The sequence below is a fragment of the Pseudomonas sp. BNK-15 genome (assembly GCF_047456105.1).
GTDB lineage: Bacteria > Pseudomonadota > Gammaproteobacteria > Pseudomonadales > Pseudomonadaceae > Aquipseudomonas > Aquipseudomonas putida_E.
Map to the genome: position 1 here is coordinate 1348895 of NZ_CP179898.1, position 15311 is coordinate 1364205.

Below are 15311 nucleotides of genomic sequence, written 5' to 3' on the forward strand. Positions count from 1 at the left end.
CGACTGTCGAGGTTGACGCGCTTGGTCAGGTCACCTTCGCCGGCAGCCAAATCGTTGAGCGCGATAATCAGCAGGCGCAGCTTGCTGAGCACGCGACGACCCAGCACCAGGGCCACTACCAGCAGCACGCCAACCCCCACCACCACAAGGCCCAGGCCTATGCGCCAACGCAGCTCTGCCGCAGCGTCGCGCACGGTTTGTGCGGTATTGGCCTGCATCGCCGTAGCACTGCCCTGTGCGGTTTCCAGGCGCTCGCGCAAGGCCTTGCCGCTGTCGGCTGCGGCTGCACCGAGGCTGTCGCCCACCAATTGTTCACCGCTGGTGATCAAGGCAGCGAAGCGCTGGTCCAAGGCTTTGAGTTCCTGATCGACACCGGCAGTGGATACCCCCATCAGCACCTTGCCGATTTCCGCGCCGTTGGGGCTGATCGAGGCCTCGACGAAATACACCGAAGGGTCGCGGCGAGCGGCATCCAGTACCTTGTCCAATGCCCGTTCACCCTGGCCCTTTTCCATCAAGGCCTGGTTGATCGGGTTCTGCCGGTTCAGGTAGCGGGTCAAGTGCTGACCCTGGGCGTCGTCATAGATCACGAACAGTACGTTGGGGTTGCGCTGGGCCCGACGTGCGAAATCGGACAGCACTGGCACGTCGTTGTCCCAGATAGCCCGCGGGGCGACCGATGCCAGCAGTTGGGCCATGTCGTTGGCCGAGTCCTTGAGGTTCTTTTCCAGCGTGGTGCGCAGTTGCTGCTGCTCGCTTTGCAGCCGCTCGGACAGCCCGGCGCTTAGGCGCTGTCGTGTACTGCTGGAGAGGCTGTCCAGACCGGCGCGTACGTCCTGCCCAGCTTGTTCAAGGTCGCTGGCGAGCTTACGGCTATCGCTGCCCAGGCGCTCGCCCAGGTCGGCCTCAAGGGCGGTGACAGTGCTTCGGGTCAGCGCAACGGCAACCACTACCTGCACCAAAAGAGCGATACCAAGGGCAACAAACACAGGCCGCAAGAGGCGGCTTCGTAACAGTGAGAGGATGGCAGACACGGTGAAACCCTCGTGCTTTCTGGCGCCACTATTTTGATGGCATCTACAGAAACTTCTTACAGCAAGGGTTGTGCCGGACACAGCAGGGATAAACGCCAAGGTTAAGCAGTGCCATTGTCAGCATCGAGCAGATGCAAAAACGCCGCGCTCCCTTTCAAGAGCGCGGCGTCAGATCAGCCAGGTGGCAGATCAGGCGAACGGATGACGCAGCACGATGGTCTCGTTGCGGTCCGGGCCGGTGGAGATGATATCGATCGGCGCGCCGGTCAGCTCCTCGATGCGCTTGATGTAAGCGCGGGCAGCCGCTGGCAGCTCTTCCAGGGTCTTGGCGCCCAGGGTCGACTCGCTCCAGCCTGGCATCTCTTCATACACCGGCTCCAGGCCGATGTAGCTGTCAGCGTCGGACGGTGCGTCGATGACCGCGCCGTTCTCGTTCTTGTAGCCGACACAGATGTTGATGGTTTCCAGGCCGTCCAGTACGTCCAGCTTGGTCAGGCAGATGCCCGAGATGCTGTTGACGTCGATGGCGCGACGCAGAATGACGGCATCGAACCAGCCGCAACGACGGGCACGGCCGGTGGTCGAACCGAACTCGTGGCCACGCTTGGCCAGGGTGGCGCCCGTCTCGTCGAACAGTTCGGTCGGGAACGGACCGGAACCGACGCGAGTGGTGTAGGCCTTGGTGATGCCGAGGATGTAGTCCAGGTACATCGGGCCAACGCCAGAACCAGTGGAGATACCGCCAGCAGTGGTGTTGGAGCTGGTGACGTACGGGTAGGTACCGTGGTCGATGTCCAGCAGCGAGCCCTGGGCACCTTCGAACATGATGTCCTTGCCAGCGCGACGCAGGTTGTGCAGTTCGGCGGTGACATCGAGCATCATCGGCTTGAGCTGCTCGGCGTAAGCCATGCACTCGTCCAGGGTCTGCTGGAAGTCGATGGCCGGCTCTTTGTAGTAGTTCACCAGCTGGAAGTTGTGATAATCCAGCAGCTCCCCCAGCTTGGCGGCGAAACGCTCACGGTGGAACAGGTCGCCAACGCGCAGGCCGCGACGGGCAACCTTGTCTTCGTAGGCTGGGCCGATACCACGGCCGGTGGTGCCGATCTTGGCTTCGCCACGGGCTTTCTCGCGGGCCTGGTCCAGGGCCACGTGGTACGACAGGATCAGCGGAGCAGCCGGGCTGATGCGCAGGCGCTCGCGCACTGGTACGCCCTTCTCTTCCAGCTTGGTGATTTCACGCATCAGGGCATCGGGCGCAACGACCACGCCGTTGCCGATCAGGCACTGCACGCCTTCGCGCAGGATGCCGGACGGGATCAGGTGCAAAACGGTTTTTTCACCGTTGATCACCAGCGTGTGGCCCGCGTTGTGGCCACCCTGGTAGCGCACTACGGCGGCAGCATGTTCGGTCAGCAGATCGACGATCTTGCCTTTGCCCTCATCACCCCACTGGGTGCCCAGGACGACGACATTCTTACCCATTACATTGGTCCTCATTCACGCAAACTTGGTTGCCGGCCTACTGCCGACGCAGAAACTCAATGGGTCAGCGGCAGAACCTGCCAGCGCCCGTCTTGCTGAATCAATTGCCGATCACAATCCGCCTCGAGAGCAGCACTCAACGGCTGGCCAGGCAGAGCCTGGACCACACGCTGGCCCTCGTTGCGCAACTGGCAGACCTGCTGCCAGAGGGCCGCGTCACCGCTGTCGGGCATCCAGATGCCGCCAGCTGGCAATACGACCTCCGCTCGCCCCAGTGTGACCAGGGTCTTCAAATCCGTGGAGAAACCGGTGGCCGGGCGTGCCCGACCGAAATCTGCGCCGATGTCGTCGTAGCGCCCGCCCTGGGCGATCGATTGACCTTCGCCAGGCACGAACACGGCGAACACCACACCGGTGTGGTAGTTGTAGCCACGCAACTCGCCAAGGTCGAAGTACAGCGGCAGCTCCGGGTAGCGCGACGCCAGGCGATCAGCGATCGCCAACAGGTCGTCAAGCGCCGCCAGCACGCTGGCCGGGGCACGACCCAAGCGCACACGGGCTTCGGCCAGCACTTCGCGGCCACCGCACAGCTCGACCAGAGCGCGCAGCATGTTGCCCAGGTCCTTCGGCAAGTCGGCAGTCAGTGCCTGCACTTCATCGACCGACTTGCGCTGCAGGGCATCGAACAGCTGCTGTTCGACTGCGCCGGACAAGCCGGCGGCACGCGCCAGGCCACGGTAGATACCGACATGACCGAGGTCCATGTGCACATCCGCGACGTCGGTCAGCTGCAGCGTGGCGAGCATCAGGCTGATGACTTCGACGTCACTGGTAGGGCTGGCGTCGCCGTACAGCTCGGCACCGAGCTGGATCGGACTGCGCGAGGTGGACAGCGCACGCGGCTGGGCGTGCAGCACACTGCCGGCATAGCACAGACGGCTCGGGCCTTCGCGGCGCAAGGTGTGGGCGTCGATGCGCGCCACCTGCGGGGTAAAGTCGGCACGGAAGCCCATCAGGCGACCGGACTGCGGGTCCACCACCTTGAAGGTGCGCTGATCCAGGTCCTGGCCGGCGCCGGTAAGCAGCGACTCCAGGTACTCGATATGCGGGGTGACGACCAGTTCGTAGCCCCAACTCTGGAACAGGTCCAACACCTGACGACGCGCGATCTCGATACGCGCAGCCTCAGGTGGCAGTACTTCCTCGATGCCATCTGGCAGTAGCCAGCGGTCTACCGTTGCCATTACGCCATTTCCCCTCTGGTCCGGGCGGCTTGCCTGCAGGCGAGCCGTCAGTGAAGCAGGCATTGGCGCACAGCAGCAGGCAGCACTGATCCCAGCGCCGCCACCGTACCCAATACCCTCGAATTGCCTTGCGAACTGACCAAACCGTCAACTGGCGCTTTGCCAATCAACCTTGCAGACGCAAAAAAGCCGGGAAATTTCCCGGCTGCCTCATCATACACCCCTTTTTAATCAGGATGCACCCCGCCTGGTGTTTTAGCTGCCAGGCGGGGCATTTCCCGATCAGAGCATCAGGGCCTGCTCTTGTCCAGGAAGCGGAAGAACTCGTTCTTCGGATCCAGGACCAGGACATCGCTCTTGCTGGAGAAGCTCTCGCGGTATGCCTGAAGGCTACGGTAGAACGCATAGAACTCAGCGTCCTGGGTGTAAGCCTTGGCATAGATGGCGGCCGACTGGGCATCACCATCACCGCGGGTTTCTTCCGCTTCACGATAGGCTTCGGCCAGCAGTACGCGGCGCTGACGGTCGGCATCCGCACGGATACCCTCTGCCAGCTCGTTACCCTTGGCACGATGCTCGCGGGCTTCGCGCTCACGCTCGGTGCTCATACGGTCGAACACACTGCGGTTGACTTCCTTCGGCAGGTCGATGGCCTTGACGCGCACATCCACCACCTCGATACCCAGCTCCTTACTGGCCATGCGATTCAGTGATGCCGTGATGTCAGCCATCAGCGCGTCACGTTCACCGGAAACCACTTCGTGCAGGGTACGCTTACCGAACTGGTCACGCAGGCCGCTTTCCAGGCGACGAGACAGACGTTCATCGGCGATCTGCTTGAGGCCGGAAGTCGCGGTATAGAAACGCTCGGCATCCTGAACGCGCCACTTGGCGTAGGCGTCGACCATCACCGCTTTTTTCTCCAGGGTCAGGAACCGCTGGGTCGGGGCGTCGAGGGTCATCAGGCGGGCGTCGAACCTGCGCACCTGGTTCACATAAGGAATCTTCACATGCAGGCCAGGCTGGACATCCGCCTGGACCACACGGCCGAATTGCAGCAGTACCGCACGTTCGGTCTGGGCCACGATGTAGAAGCTGTTCCAGGCCACGACGGCCAGCACCACAGCTGCGATCAGGGCGATCAGCGATTTATTGCTCATCAGCGGCTCTCCCTAGTGCGCATCTGCTGCTGTTGCTGTTGCAGGTCCTGCGCCGCACGTGCGGCAGCATCATTGGCCGACGGCGACACACTGGCAGCCGGCGCGGACGTGTTGCGGCCGCCTTCGACCATCTTGTCCAGCGGCAGGTAGAGCAGGTTGTTCTGCCCGTCCTTGGTTGCCACCATGACCTTGCTGGTATTGCTGTAAACCTTTTGCATGGTCTCCAGATACAGACGCTGACGGGTCACGTCCGGTGCCTTACGGTACTCGGCGAGCAGCTTGGTGAAGCGGTCCGCCTCACCCTTGGCGCGGGCGATGACTTCGTCGCGGTAACCGTTGGCGTCCTCGATGATGCGCTGGGCCTGACCACGGGCTTCCGGCACCACGCCATTGGCGTAGGATTCGGCCTGGTTACGGGCACGCTGCTCGTCTTCGCGGGCACGGATCACGTCGTCGAAGGCTTCCTGCACTTCACGCGGGGCTGCCGCGCTCTGTACGTTGACCTGGGTGACCGTGATACCGGTACGGTAGTTGTCGAGGAAGCGCTGCAGGCGTTCGCGGATATCCACGGCCATCTGCTCACGACCCTCGGTCAACACCTGGTCCATCGAGGTGGAACCCACCACGTGGCGCAGGGCGCTTTCGGTGGCATGCTGCAGGCTGACCTCGGGCTGGTCGACGTTGAGCACGAAGTCCTGCAGGTTGGTGATCTTGTACTGGACGGTCAGTGGCACCTCGACGATGTTCTCGTCTTCGGTGAGCATCTGGCCCTGCTTGGTATAGGCACGCTCACGCGTGACGTTTTCCATGTACTTGCGATCGATCGGCGGGAAGTAGATGTTCAGGCCGGGACCGACCGTTTCATAGTACTTGCCGAAGCGCAGCACAACGGCCTGCTCCTGCTCGTCGACCACGTACACGGCGCTGTACAGCCAGATGGCAGCCAGTACCGCCAGGCCGATGCCCAGCAGGCCGTAGCCACCGCCCTTGCCGACATTGCGGTCACCGCCGCCACGTTTCTTGCCGCTGCCGAACATGCCGTTAAGGCTGTCCTGCAGTTTGCGGAAGGCCTCGTCCAGATCCGGCGGGCCTTTTTTATCGCCACCACCGCCACCACCACCGCGGCGGCCGCCCCAGGGATCCTGATTGTTCGAGTTGCCACCCGGCTCGTTCCAAGCCATAGCGCTCTCCATCTGATAAAGCAAAGACGCGCCCACGGCGCGCCGTCCAATGCTACAGAATGCCTGCCACTGCTGCCCGACGACCTCGGCGGGCATTTATTGCAAAGTGTGTTGCTCGACAAACACTTGCGGCTCCATGCCTTCGCGGCTGACCAGGCGATTCAACTCGACCCTGGGCAATCGCACACTCAGCAGGCTGCGCCCTTCTTCGTCATGCTCTTCACTCTGCACCGCACCCAAGTCAAAGAATTGCGCGCGCAAGCGGGCAAAACGCTGCTCCAGGCACAGGGTACCGACAAAAAGATCATCCCCCAGCAACTCGGCAATGGCCTGACCAACCAGCTCCAGGCCACGGCCATCTCGAGCCGATACCCAGACCCGCTCCGGCTTGCCATCGGCATTGCGCTGGATCTGCGGCTCGACATCTTCAAGCAGGTCGAGTTTGTTATAGACCTCGAGGATCGGCAAGCCTTCGGCACCGATCTCGCCCAATACTGCCAGCACCTGCTCGATCTGCTCCATGCGCTCAGGCTCATGGGCGTCGATCACATGCAGCAGCAGGTCGGAGTTGCTCGACTCTTCGAGCGTAGCCCGAAATGCCTCGACCAGCTTGTGCGGAAGGTGGCGAATGAAGCCCACGGTGTCAGCCAGCACGATAGGCCCAAGGTCGTCGAGCTGGAGCCGGCGCAGGGTCGGGTCGAGGGTGGCGAACAATTGGTCGGCGGCGTACACGTCGGATTCAGTCAGCGCGTTGAACAACGTGGACTTGCCAGCGTTGGTGTAACCCACCAGCGATACCGACGGGATATCCGCGCGGCGACGACCCCGGCGAGCCTGCTCACGCTGGCTGCGAACCTTTTCCAGGCGCGACTTGATCTGCCGCAGGCGCACCCGCAACAGGCGCCGGTCGGTTTCCAGCTGGGTTTCACCCGGGCCGCGCATACCGATACCACCCTTCTGACGCTCGAGGTGGGTCCAGCCGCGCACCAGCCGCGTGCTCATGTGCTCGAGCTGGGCCAGTTCGACCTGCAGCTTGCCTTCATGGGTACGCGCCCGTTGGGCGAAGATGTCGAGAATCAGCCCGGTACGATCAAGCACGCGACACTCGAAGACTCGTTCGAGGTTGCGCTCCTGACTGGGCGTGAGGGTGTGATTGAAAATCACCAGGTCAACCTGTTCGGCTTTGACCAGGTCGCGCAATTCCTCGACCTTGCCGCTGCCAATCAGGTATTTGGCGGTAGGCTGATGCCTTGCCACTGTGACCAGCGAGACGATGTCGGCTCCGGCCGACAATGCCAGTTCCTGAAACTCCTGCGGGTCTTCGCGCGCCTCAGGGTTCTGACCTTCCAAGTGAACGAGCAGCGCCCGCTCACCACCACCGTGGCGCTCAAAGAACAATGCAGGCTCCTATCAGGCGTTGCCTGGTTCGCTGTCGCCGTGTTCGGAATCGGACGGGCTTGGCAGGCGAACCGGACGGGCTGGAACCACGGTCGAAATCGCGTGCTTGTAGACCATCTGGCTGACGGTGTTCTTCAGCAGCACCACGAACTGGTCGAACGATTCGATCGAGCCCTGCAGCTTGATCCCGTTGACCAGATAGATCGAAACCGGGACCTTTTCTTTTCTCAAGGTGTTCAAGTAAGGGTCTTGTAGCGAATGCCCTTTTGACATATGCCGCACTCCTGTAAGGATAAATAGTAGAAAATCAAAAAAATCGATAAGTTAGGCCGCCCCTTCGGAAGAATAGACGGCAATCAGCAGGGACTCAGCTCAATATGGAGATGGCCCCAAGGTATTTCAAGGTGCGGGACAGATTGTCGCAGGCCAGGCTGTCGAGCCAGTGCACGTCGGACCAACCGCGCAACCAGGTGAACTGACGCTTGGCCAGCTGGCGAGTAGCAATGATACCGCGTTCGCGCATCTCATTCTCAGTCAGCTTGCCGTCGAGGTAGTCCCAGACCTGCCGATATCCCACTGCCCGTATAGACGGCAGCCCGGCGTGCAAGTCACTTCTGGCTCGCAGCGATCGGACCTCGTCGACGAAGCCCTGTTCCAGCATCTGCGAAAATCGTAACGCAATTCGCTGATGCAGAATGTGACGATCTGTAGGAGCAATCGCCAAACTCGCGACAGTATAGGGCAAATGCCCGCCAGCGCCTGCGTCTGCGCCGCTACTTTCCGCGAATTGACGCTGGCGATGGGCTGTCATGCTCTCGCCACTCACATGATAGACCTCCAACGCACGGATCAGGCGCTGCGGGTCGTTGGGGTGGATGCGTGCGGCCGACTCCGGGTCCACTTCGGCGAGCTGGCGGTGCAACTCGGCCAAACCCAGCGCCTGCGCCCGGGCCTCGAGCTCGGCACGCACCGCAGCGTCGGCCGGCGGCATGTCCGCCAGGCCATCGATCAATGCCTTGTAGTAGAGCATGGTGCCACCGACCAGCAGCGGGACTTTGCCGCGCGCGGTGATTTCGGCCATGGCCTGAAGGGCATCGGTGCGAAACTGCGCAGCCGAGTAGCTCTCGGCAGGGTCGCGAATATCGATAAGACGATGTGGATGGGCAGCCAATACCTCCTTGGAGGGCTTGGCGCTGCCGATGTCCATGCCGCGGTAGACGAGGGCCGAGTCGACGCTGATCAGCTCGCAGGGCAGGACCTTGGTCAGCTCGATGGCAAGGTCGGTCTTGCCGGCCGCCGTCGGGCCCATGAGGAATATTGCTGGGGGCTTGCCGCTCATGTCATCGACCGCGCAGGAAAAGTTTGTCCAGGTCGTCCAGGCCCATCTGGGTCCAGGTCGGTCGGCCATGGTTGCACTGGCCGCTACGCTCGGTGTTTTCCATGTCGCGCAACAGGGCGTTCATTTCAGGAATCGCCAGGCGCCGGTTGGCACGTACGGCGCCGTGACAGGCCATGGTACCGAGCAGTTCGTTGAGGTGCGCCTGAATGCGATCGCTGGTGCCGTACTCCATAAGGTCGGCAAGCACGTCCTGGACCAGGCGGTTGGCCTCGGCCTGCTTGAGCAGGGCAGGAATCTGGCGGATCGCCAGCGTCTCGGGGCCCAGGCGCTGCAACTCAAAGCCCAGGCGCTGGAAACACTGGGCATGCTCCTCGGCGCAATCGGCCTCGCGCTGGCTCAGCGCCAGTGACTCGGGCACCAGCAGCGGCTGGCCACTCAGGCCCTCGCTGGCCATCGCCACCTTGAGCCGTTCATACATGATCCGCTCGTGGGCTGCATGCATGTCGACCAGCACCAGGCCGGCAGCATTCTCGGCGAGAATGTAGATGCCTTTGAGCTGGGCCAGAGCGTACCCCAAGGGCGGGATGTCGCCCTGGCTCTGCGGCAATGTCGCAGGCCCGGCAGCGTCATCGTTCAGCGGCTTGTAGAACTCGCGGTAGACCGCCTGGGCCTCGGCAGCGGGCAACGGCTGTGATGGCCGGGGGGTGTACTGGTACTGGTAACCTGCGCCACTGCCGCCGTTGGAAATCGAATGCTGGGCCACCTGGGGCTGTTCGAGCACCGGCGAGGCCAGGCGCATCTCGCCTTGCGGGCCGAATTCGCCCGCCTGTTGCCCCGTCGGGCGGACGACCTCGGCAGCGGCGGCAGGCGCCGACGCCAGATGGTCTTCCGGGCGCACGTCGGCCAAGGCACGGTGCAGCGTGCCGTAGAGAAAATCGTGAACCGAACGCCCCTCACGGAAACGCACTTCGTGCTTGGTCGGGTGCACGTTGACGTCGACGCCGTTGGGCTCAAGCTCAAGGAACAGCACGAACGTGGGGTGACGGCCATTGAACAGCACATCACGGTAAGCCTGGCGCACCGCATGGGCTACCAGCTTGTCGCGCACCGCACGGCCGTTGACGAAGAAGTACTGAAGGTCTGCCTGGCTGCGCGAGAAAGTCGGCAGGCCAACCCAGCCCCACAGGCGCAGGCCGTTACGCTCGACATCGATCGGCAGCGCCTGCTCCATGAAGCCCCCGCCACAAATGGCGCCGACCCGCCGCGCACGGGCCGCTTCATCATGCGCCTCGTGCAGGCTGAGGATGCTCTTGCCGTTGTGCCGCAGGTGGAAGGCCACATCGAAGCGGGCCAGGGCCAGGCGCCGGATGACTTCCTGCAGGTGATCGAATTCGGTCTTTTCGGCCTTGAGAAACTTGCGACGGGCCGGGGTATTGAAGAACAGGTCACGCACTTCCACCGAGGTGCCGACAGGGTGTGCGGCAGGCTGCACACGCGGAGTCATGTCGCGACCTTCGGTCTCGACCTGCCAGGCTTCGCTTGCACTGGCGGTGCGCGACGTCAGGGTCAGGCGCGCCACCGAGCTGATGGAGGCCAGGGCCTCGCCACGAAAGCCCAGGCTCAGCACACCTTCGAGGTCTTCCAGCTCACGGATCTTGCTGGTGGCGTGCCGGGCCAGAGCCAATGGCAGGTCGTCAGCGGAAATACCGCTGCCGTCGTCACGTACCCGCAACAACTTGACGCCGCCCTGCTCCACTTCGACATCGATGCGTCGGGCACCGGAGTCCAGACTGTTCTCCAGCAACTCCTTGGCCACCGAAGCCGGGCGTTCGACCACCTCACCGGCGGCAATCTGGTTGGCCAGCCGCGGGCTGAGCAGCTGGATGCGCGACCCCCCACTCATTGCTGCGAGGCCAGGGTCGTCGAGGGAATATTGAGGTGCTGACCGACCTTCAGCTCATCGCTCTTGAGGCTGTTGGTGTTGCGCAGGCTAGCCACGCTGACCTGGTAGCGCACGGCAAGCATCGCCAGGGTCTCGCCCGGACGTACCGTGTGCTCACGTGGCCCCTGCGCGATCTTGCCGCTGTCGCGCATCCAGGCGATGTAGGTACCAGGCGGCGGGTTCTGCTGGAAGTACTGGCGCACACCGGTATGGATCGAGCGGGCCAGTGCCTGCTGATGGCTGCGCGTGGCCAGCTTGGCGGCTTCGTTGTTGTTGGAGATGAACCCGGTTTCGACCAGGATCGACGGAATGTCCGGCGACTTCAGCACCATGAAACCTGCTTGCTCGACACGCTGCTTGTGCAGCGAGGTGATGCGCCCCATGTTGCCCAGCACTTTTTGCCCGACGTTGAGGCTGGAACTGAGCGTCGCGGTCATCGACAGGTCGAGCAGCACGCCTGCAAGCATGCGGTCTTTGTCGTCGAGGCTGACGTTACCAGCGCCACCGATCAGGTCGGAGCGGTTTTCCGCATCGGCGAGCCAGCGGGCGGTCTCGGACGTGGCGCCACGGTCCGACAGGGCGAACACCGAGGCGCCAAAAGCGGCCCGCGACGGTGCAGCGTCGGCGTGGATCGAGATGAACAGGTCGGCGCCTTTCTTGCGGGCGATCTCGGTACGTTTGCGCAGCGGAATGAAGTAGTCACCAGTGCGGGTCAGTTCGGCACGGTAGCCCTTCTCGGTATTGATCTGGCGCTGCAGTTCCTTGGCGATCTGCAGCACGATGTCTTTCTCATGCTGGCCACGCGATCCCGAAGCACCCGGGTCCTCACCGCCATGACCGGCGTCGATGGCGACCACGATGTCGCGCTTGCCGCTGGGCACAGGCGGCAGCTTGATCGCCGGCTGGGCCGGGCTTACCGGCACCGCCGGCGTGGTCGCCGGGGTTCGCACAGGCGTTGGCGGTGCAGCAGGCGCCGTGGCGGCGATGGCATCGGCTTCCTGGTCATAGAGGTCGACCACCAGGCGGTTGCCGTATTGAGCATTGGGCGCCAGGGTGAAACTCTTGGGCGTGACCGACTTTTTCAGGTCGACCACCACCCGCAGGTCAGTCGCCGTACGCTGGGCCGAGCGCACGTTGCTGATGGGTGTATTCGAGGTGGACACGTTCAGTGGCGCGGCCAGGGTCGCCCCGTTGATATCGATTACCAGGCGATCCGGTGCGCTGAGGGTGAAGACGCTATGCTGCACGGGGCCAGACAGGTCGAAGACCAGCCGCGTGTTGTCCGGCGCGCGCCACAGACGCATGCTCTTGACTTGAGTGACGGCCAGAGCGTCAACAGTCACCGCTGTCAGCAGCAGACCAACGACAGCGACCAGTGCGCGTATGCGCATACCTACCCCACTTACTGTTTATAGTGTTTGGCCAGCGCAATGCACCAGGCCTCGCCGCGAGCCCCCTGCGGCGCAAGGATCAGCGAGCGTCCGCCCGCTTGGGGGCTTATGGTAATGGTCAGGTCAGGCTTTGGCAAAACGCCCGCACCCTTTTCTGGCCACTCGAACAGACACAGCGGATCTCCCTCGAAATAGTCGCGAATGCCCATGAACTCCAGCTCCTCCGGATCGACCAGGCGATACAGGTCGAAATGGTAGGCGCGCACCTCACCGATCTCGTAGGGTTCAACCACGGTGAAGGTCGGGCTTTTCACTGCACCAGTATGGCCCAAGCCGCGAATAAGGCCACGGGACAGCGTAGTCTTGCCCGCGCCCAGGTCGCCCTCGAGAAAGATGATGCCGCGACCGCCGGTCACCTCGGCCAGTGATGCACCGAATTTGACCGTAGCCTCTTCATCGGCCAGAAACAGGGTTATGCCAGACACGCAGAATGCTCCTCCAACAACTCACGAATGACCGGCGCCAGATCACTGGCCGCCAGGCCTCTACCTTTCACACCCAACCGCTCGCCGGCACACGCGTGCAACCACACTCCAAGACTCGCGGCCTGCCAGGCGTCCAGCCCTTGAGCCAATAACGCCGCCAGTACACCGGTGAGCACGTCACCCAAGCCTGCCCCTGCCATTGCCGGATGCCCGCGCTGGCACAGCGCCAACTGCCCCGACGGGTCCGCCACCAACGTACCGGCGCCCTTGAGCACGCAGACACTGGCATAGCGGCGCGCCAGCTTGCGAGCAGCGCCCGGCCGGTCGGCCTGTACCGCCTCGGTGGAAATGCCCAGCAGCCGCGCGGCCTCCCCCGGGTGCGGAGTGAGGATACTGCCACTGGGTAATGCCAGGGGCGTGCGCGCCAGCAGGTTGAGTGCATCGGCATCCCACACTTGCGGCCGCTCGGCATTGGCAACAGCCGACAGCAGGCTGCGCCCCCAGGCGGCCTGGCCCAGGCCCGGGCCGACCACCAGCACCGAAGCGCGCTCCAATACCCCCATCAGCTGGTTGGCCGAATCGACCCCCAGGCACATGGTTTCGGGCAAGCGGGCAAGGCTTGCGGCCACGTGATCGGGGCGAGTCGCCACGCTGACCAGCCCGGCGCCGCAGCGTAGCGCGGCTTCGGCGCTCAGCAGCACTGCGCCACCGGTACCGAGGTCGCCACCCACCACCAGCACGTGGCCGAAGTCACCTTTATGGGCGTGCGGATGCCTGGCGGGCAGGCGCGTGACGGTCACGCTGCTTAGCAGGAGCGGGGCATGGCTTGGGTGTTTGGTCTGCGGCATGGGGTCAAAGGCTCCAATGTCTGGCAGAATTATACGCACCTGAGCCCGTATTGCCTTGCCCATCCATGTCCGCTTGCACACTTGACCTCGCCGCCCTGGCCCAATCGATCAAAAATTGGGGCCGAGAACTCGGTTTTGCCCACGTCGGCATCGCCGGTGTGGACCTTGGCGAGCACGAACAGCACCTGCAGCGCTGGCTCGACGCCGGCTACCAGGGCGAAATGGAATACCTGGCCGCCCACGATGGCAAACGCGCCCACCCCGACCAGTTGATCCCTGGCACCGTGAGGGTGGTTTCGCTGCGTATGGACTACTTGCCCGGCGATACACAGATGGCTCAACGCCTGGCCCAGGCGGAAAAAGCCTACGTATCGCGCTATGCCCTTGGCCGCGATTACCACAAGCTGGTGCGCAAACGCGTGCAGCACCTGGCCGATCGCATCCAGGAAGACATCGGTCCGTTCGGTTACCGGGCGTTCGTCGACAGTGCCCCGGTGCTGGAAAAGGCCATTGCCGAACAGGCGGGGCTAGGCTGGATCGGCAAGAACACGCTGCTGCTCAATCGCAAGGCCGGCAGCTATTTCTTCCTGGCCGAACTGTTCGTCGACCTGCCACTGCCGGTAGACGAGGCGCATGCCAGCGAGCATTGCGGACGCTGCCAGGCGTGCCTGGACATCTGCCCGACCAAGGCCTTTGTCGGGCCCTATGTGCTGGATGCCAGGCGCTGCATTTCTTACCTGACCATCGAGTTGAAGGGCGCCATCCCCGTGGAATTGCGCTCGATGATGGGCAATCGGGTGTTCGGTTGCGATGACTGCCAGATCGTCTGCCCGTGGAATCGTTTTGCACGTCCAACCCAGGAAAACGACTTCAAGCCCAGGCATGGCCTGGAGAATGCCGAGCTGGCCGAGATGTTCCTGTGGGATGAAAAGACTTTTCTACGCAAGACCGAGGGCGGGCCTTTGCGGCGCGCCGGGTATGAGCGCTGGCTACGCAACCTGGCGGTGGGCCTGGGCAATGCGCCGTCGACGATTCCGGTGCTGGAAGCCTTGAAGGCGCGCCGGGAAGACCCGTCGGAGCTGGTGCGTGAGCATGTGGAGTGGGCGCTGGCGCGGCATGGCATTACATAGCCGGGGCCGCCAAGCAGCCCCTGAGGTTTCACTGCTGGTCGTTGTAGTGAAACTTCGGCATTTCCCAATGGAAGCGGATCGCCAATAGCCGAACCAGGAACCCACCAAACAAGGTCAGCAGCATGGCCTGCTCTGCCGGCACCTTGAAATACACACAGCCCAGGTAAAACCACGCCGCGGCAAAAGACACGCTGGCATACAGTTCACGCCGGAACACCAGTGGGATGTCGTTACAGAAAATATCCCGAAGGATCCCACCGAACACCCCTGTAATGACCCCGCTGATCGACGCCACCAGCATGCCCTGCCCCATCTCCAGCGCAGTCATGCAGCCAATCAGGGTAAAGGCCACCAGCCCCAAGGCATCCAGCACCAGGAACAGTGACCGCAGGCGGCGCATCATCGGTGCGATGAAAATCGTCAGCAGCGCGGCAAAGCTGGTCAGCACCAGGTATTCCGGATGCTTCACCCAAGTCAGTGGGTAGTGCCCGAGCAGCACATCACGCACCGAGCCACCACCCAGGGCAGTCACACAGGCGATCAGTACCACGCCAAACCAGTCCATGCCACGCCGCCCGGCAGACAGGGCGCCGGTCATGGCTTCGGCGGTGATGGCAATAAGGTAGAGCATCAACAACATGGCGCGGGTCCGTGCGGGAAAGGCGCGCAGTCTAACC

The 15311-nt window shown here is 63.0% G+C and carries 13 protein-coding genes and 1 pseudogene; 1 reads left to right on the top strand and 13 read right to left on the bottom strand.

Translation table 11 applies throughout. The features are described 5' to 3' along the window. Positions 1–5 precede the first annotated feature (5 nt). From ACMGF5_RS06090 to ACMGF5_RS06145, 12 genes and pseudogenes are all read right to left on the bottom strand, one after another. Positions 6–698, bottom strand: a pseudogene (locus tag ACMGF5_RS06090) (methyl-accepting chemotaxis protein); the annotation flags it as partial. Between the two features lie 525 nt (positions 699–1223). Then, positions 1224–2516 carry an adenylosuccinate synthase gene (locus ACMGF5_RS06095; protein WP_012316474.1) on the bottom strand — a complete coding sequence of 431 codons (1293 nt, stop codon included), beginning with the start codon at positions 2514–2516 and terminating at the stop codon, positions 1224–1226. A gap of 56 nt (positions 2517–2572) precedes the next feature. Continuing rightward, complete coding sequence (locus tag ACMGF5_RS06100; protein ID WP_012316475.1) at positions 2573–3760, bottom strand: ATP phosphoribosyltransferase regulatory subunit; 1188 nt, start codon at positions 3758–3760, stop codon at positions 2573–2575. Positions 3761–4050: 290 nt separating this feature from the next. Beyond that, complete coding sequence (gene hflC / locus ACMGF5_RS06105; RefSeq protein ID WP_046788095.1) at positions 4051–4920, bottom strand: protease modulator HflC; 870 nt, start codon at positions 4918–4920, stop codon at positions 4051–4053. After that, on the bottom strand, positions 4920–6101 hold the full coding sequence (gene hflK, locus ACMGF5_RS06110; protein ID WP_046788096.1) for an FtsH protease activity modulator HflK: 1182 nt from the start codon (positions 6099–6101) through the stop codon (positions 4920–4922). The genes hflC and hflK overlap by 1 nt, the downstream gene beginning before the upstream one ends. A 96-nt stretch (positions 6102–6197) precedes the next feature. Then, positions 6198–7499: a ribosome rescue GTPase HflX gene (hflX, locus tag ACMGF5_RS06115; protein WP_012316478.1), complete on the bottom strand. Its 1302-nt coding sequence runs from the start codon at positions 7497–7499 to the stop codon at positions 6198–6200. Between the two features lie 12 nt (positions 7500–7511). Then, the gene (gene hfq, locus ACMGF5_RS06120) at positions 7512–7772 is read right to left on the bottom strand and encodes an RNA chaperone Hfq (RefSeq protein WP_003258160.1); all 261 of its coding nucleotides are present in this window, start codon (positions 7770–7772) and stop codon (positions 7512–7514) included. A gap of 94 nt (positions 7773–7866) precedes the next feature. After that, the gene (gene miaA / locus ACMGF5_RS06125; protein ID WP_115273763.1) at positions 7867–8838 is read right to left on the bottom strand and encodes a tRNA (adenosine(37)-N6)-dimethylallyltransferase MiaA; all 972 of its coding nucleotides are present in this window, start codon (positions 8836–8838) and stop codon (positions 7867–7869) included. A gap of 1 nt (position 8839) precedes the next feature. Beyond that, complete coding sequence (gene mutL, locus ACMGF5_RS06130; protein WP_414157654.1) at positions 8840–10741, bottom strand: DNA mismatch repair endonuclease MutL; 1902 nt, start codon at positions 10739–10741, stop codon at positions 8840–8842. Next, positions 10738–12171, bottom strand: coding sequence for an N-acetylmuramoyl-L-alanine amidase (locus ACMGF5_RS06135; RefSeq protein WP_046788099.1), 1434 nt, complete (start codon positions 12169–12171; stop codon positions 10738–10740). Before ACMGF5_RS06135 ends, mutL begins: the two co-directional genes overlap by 4 nt. An 11-nt stretch (positions 12172–12182) precedes the next feature. After that, positions 12183–12647 carry a tRNA (adenosine(37)-N6)-threonylcarbamoyltransferase complex ATPase subunit type 1 TsaE gene (gene tsaE / locus ACMGF5_RS06140; protein WP_371316839.1) on the bottom strand — a complete coding sequence of 155 codons (465 nt, stop codon included), beginning with the start codon at positions 12645–12647 and terminating at the stop codon, positions 12183–12185. Beyond that, positions 12644–13504 (bottom strand): NAD(P)H-hydrate dehydratase, encoded by an 861-nt coding sequence (locus ACMGF5_RS06145; protein ID WP_046788101.1) that lies wholly within the window; start codon positions 13502–13504, stop codon positions 12644–12646. Before ACMGF5_RS06145 ends, tsaE begins: the two co-directional genes overlap by 4 nt. 65 nt (positions 13505–13569) lie before the next feature. On the opposite strand from ACMGF5_RS06145, the gene queG reads away from it, so the two are divergent. Beyond that, a complete protein-coding gene (gene queG, locus ACMGF5_RS06150; RefSeq protein WP_115273761.1) occupies positions 13570–14634 on the top strand; it encodes a tRNA epoxyqueuosine(34) reductase QueG in 1065 nt (354 codons plus the stop codon). A 28-nt stretch (positions 14635–14662) separates the two neighbouring features. On the opposite strand, the gene ACMGF5_RS06155 is transcribed toward queG, so the two are convergent. Continuing rightward, positions 14663–15274 (bottom strand): trimeric intracellular cation channel family protein, encoded by a 612-nt coding sequence (locus ACMGF5_RS06155; RefSeq protein ID WP_003249516.1) that lies wholly within the window; start codon positions 15272–15274, stop codon positions 14663–14665. Positions 15275–15311 lie beyond the last annotated feature (37 nt).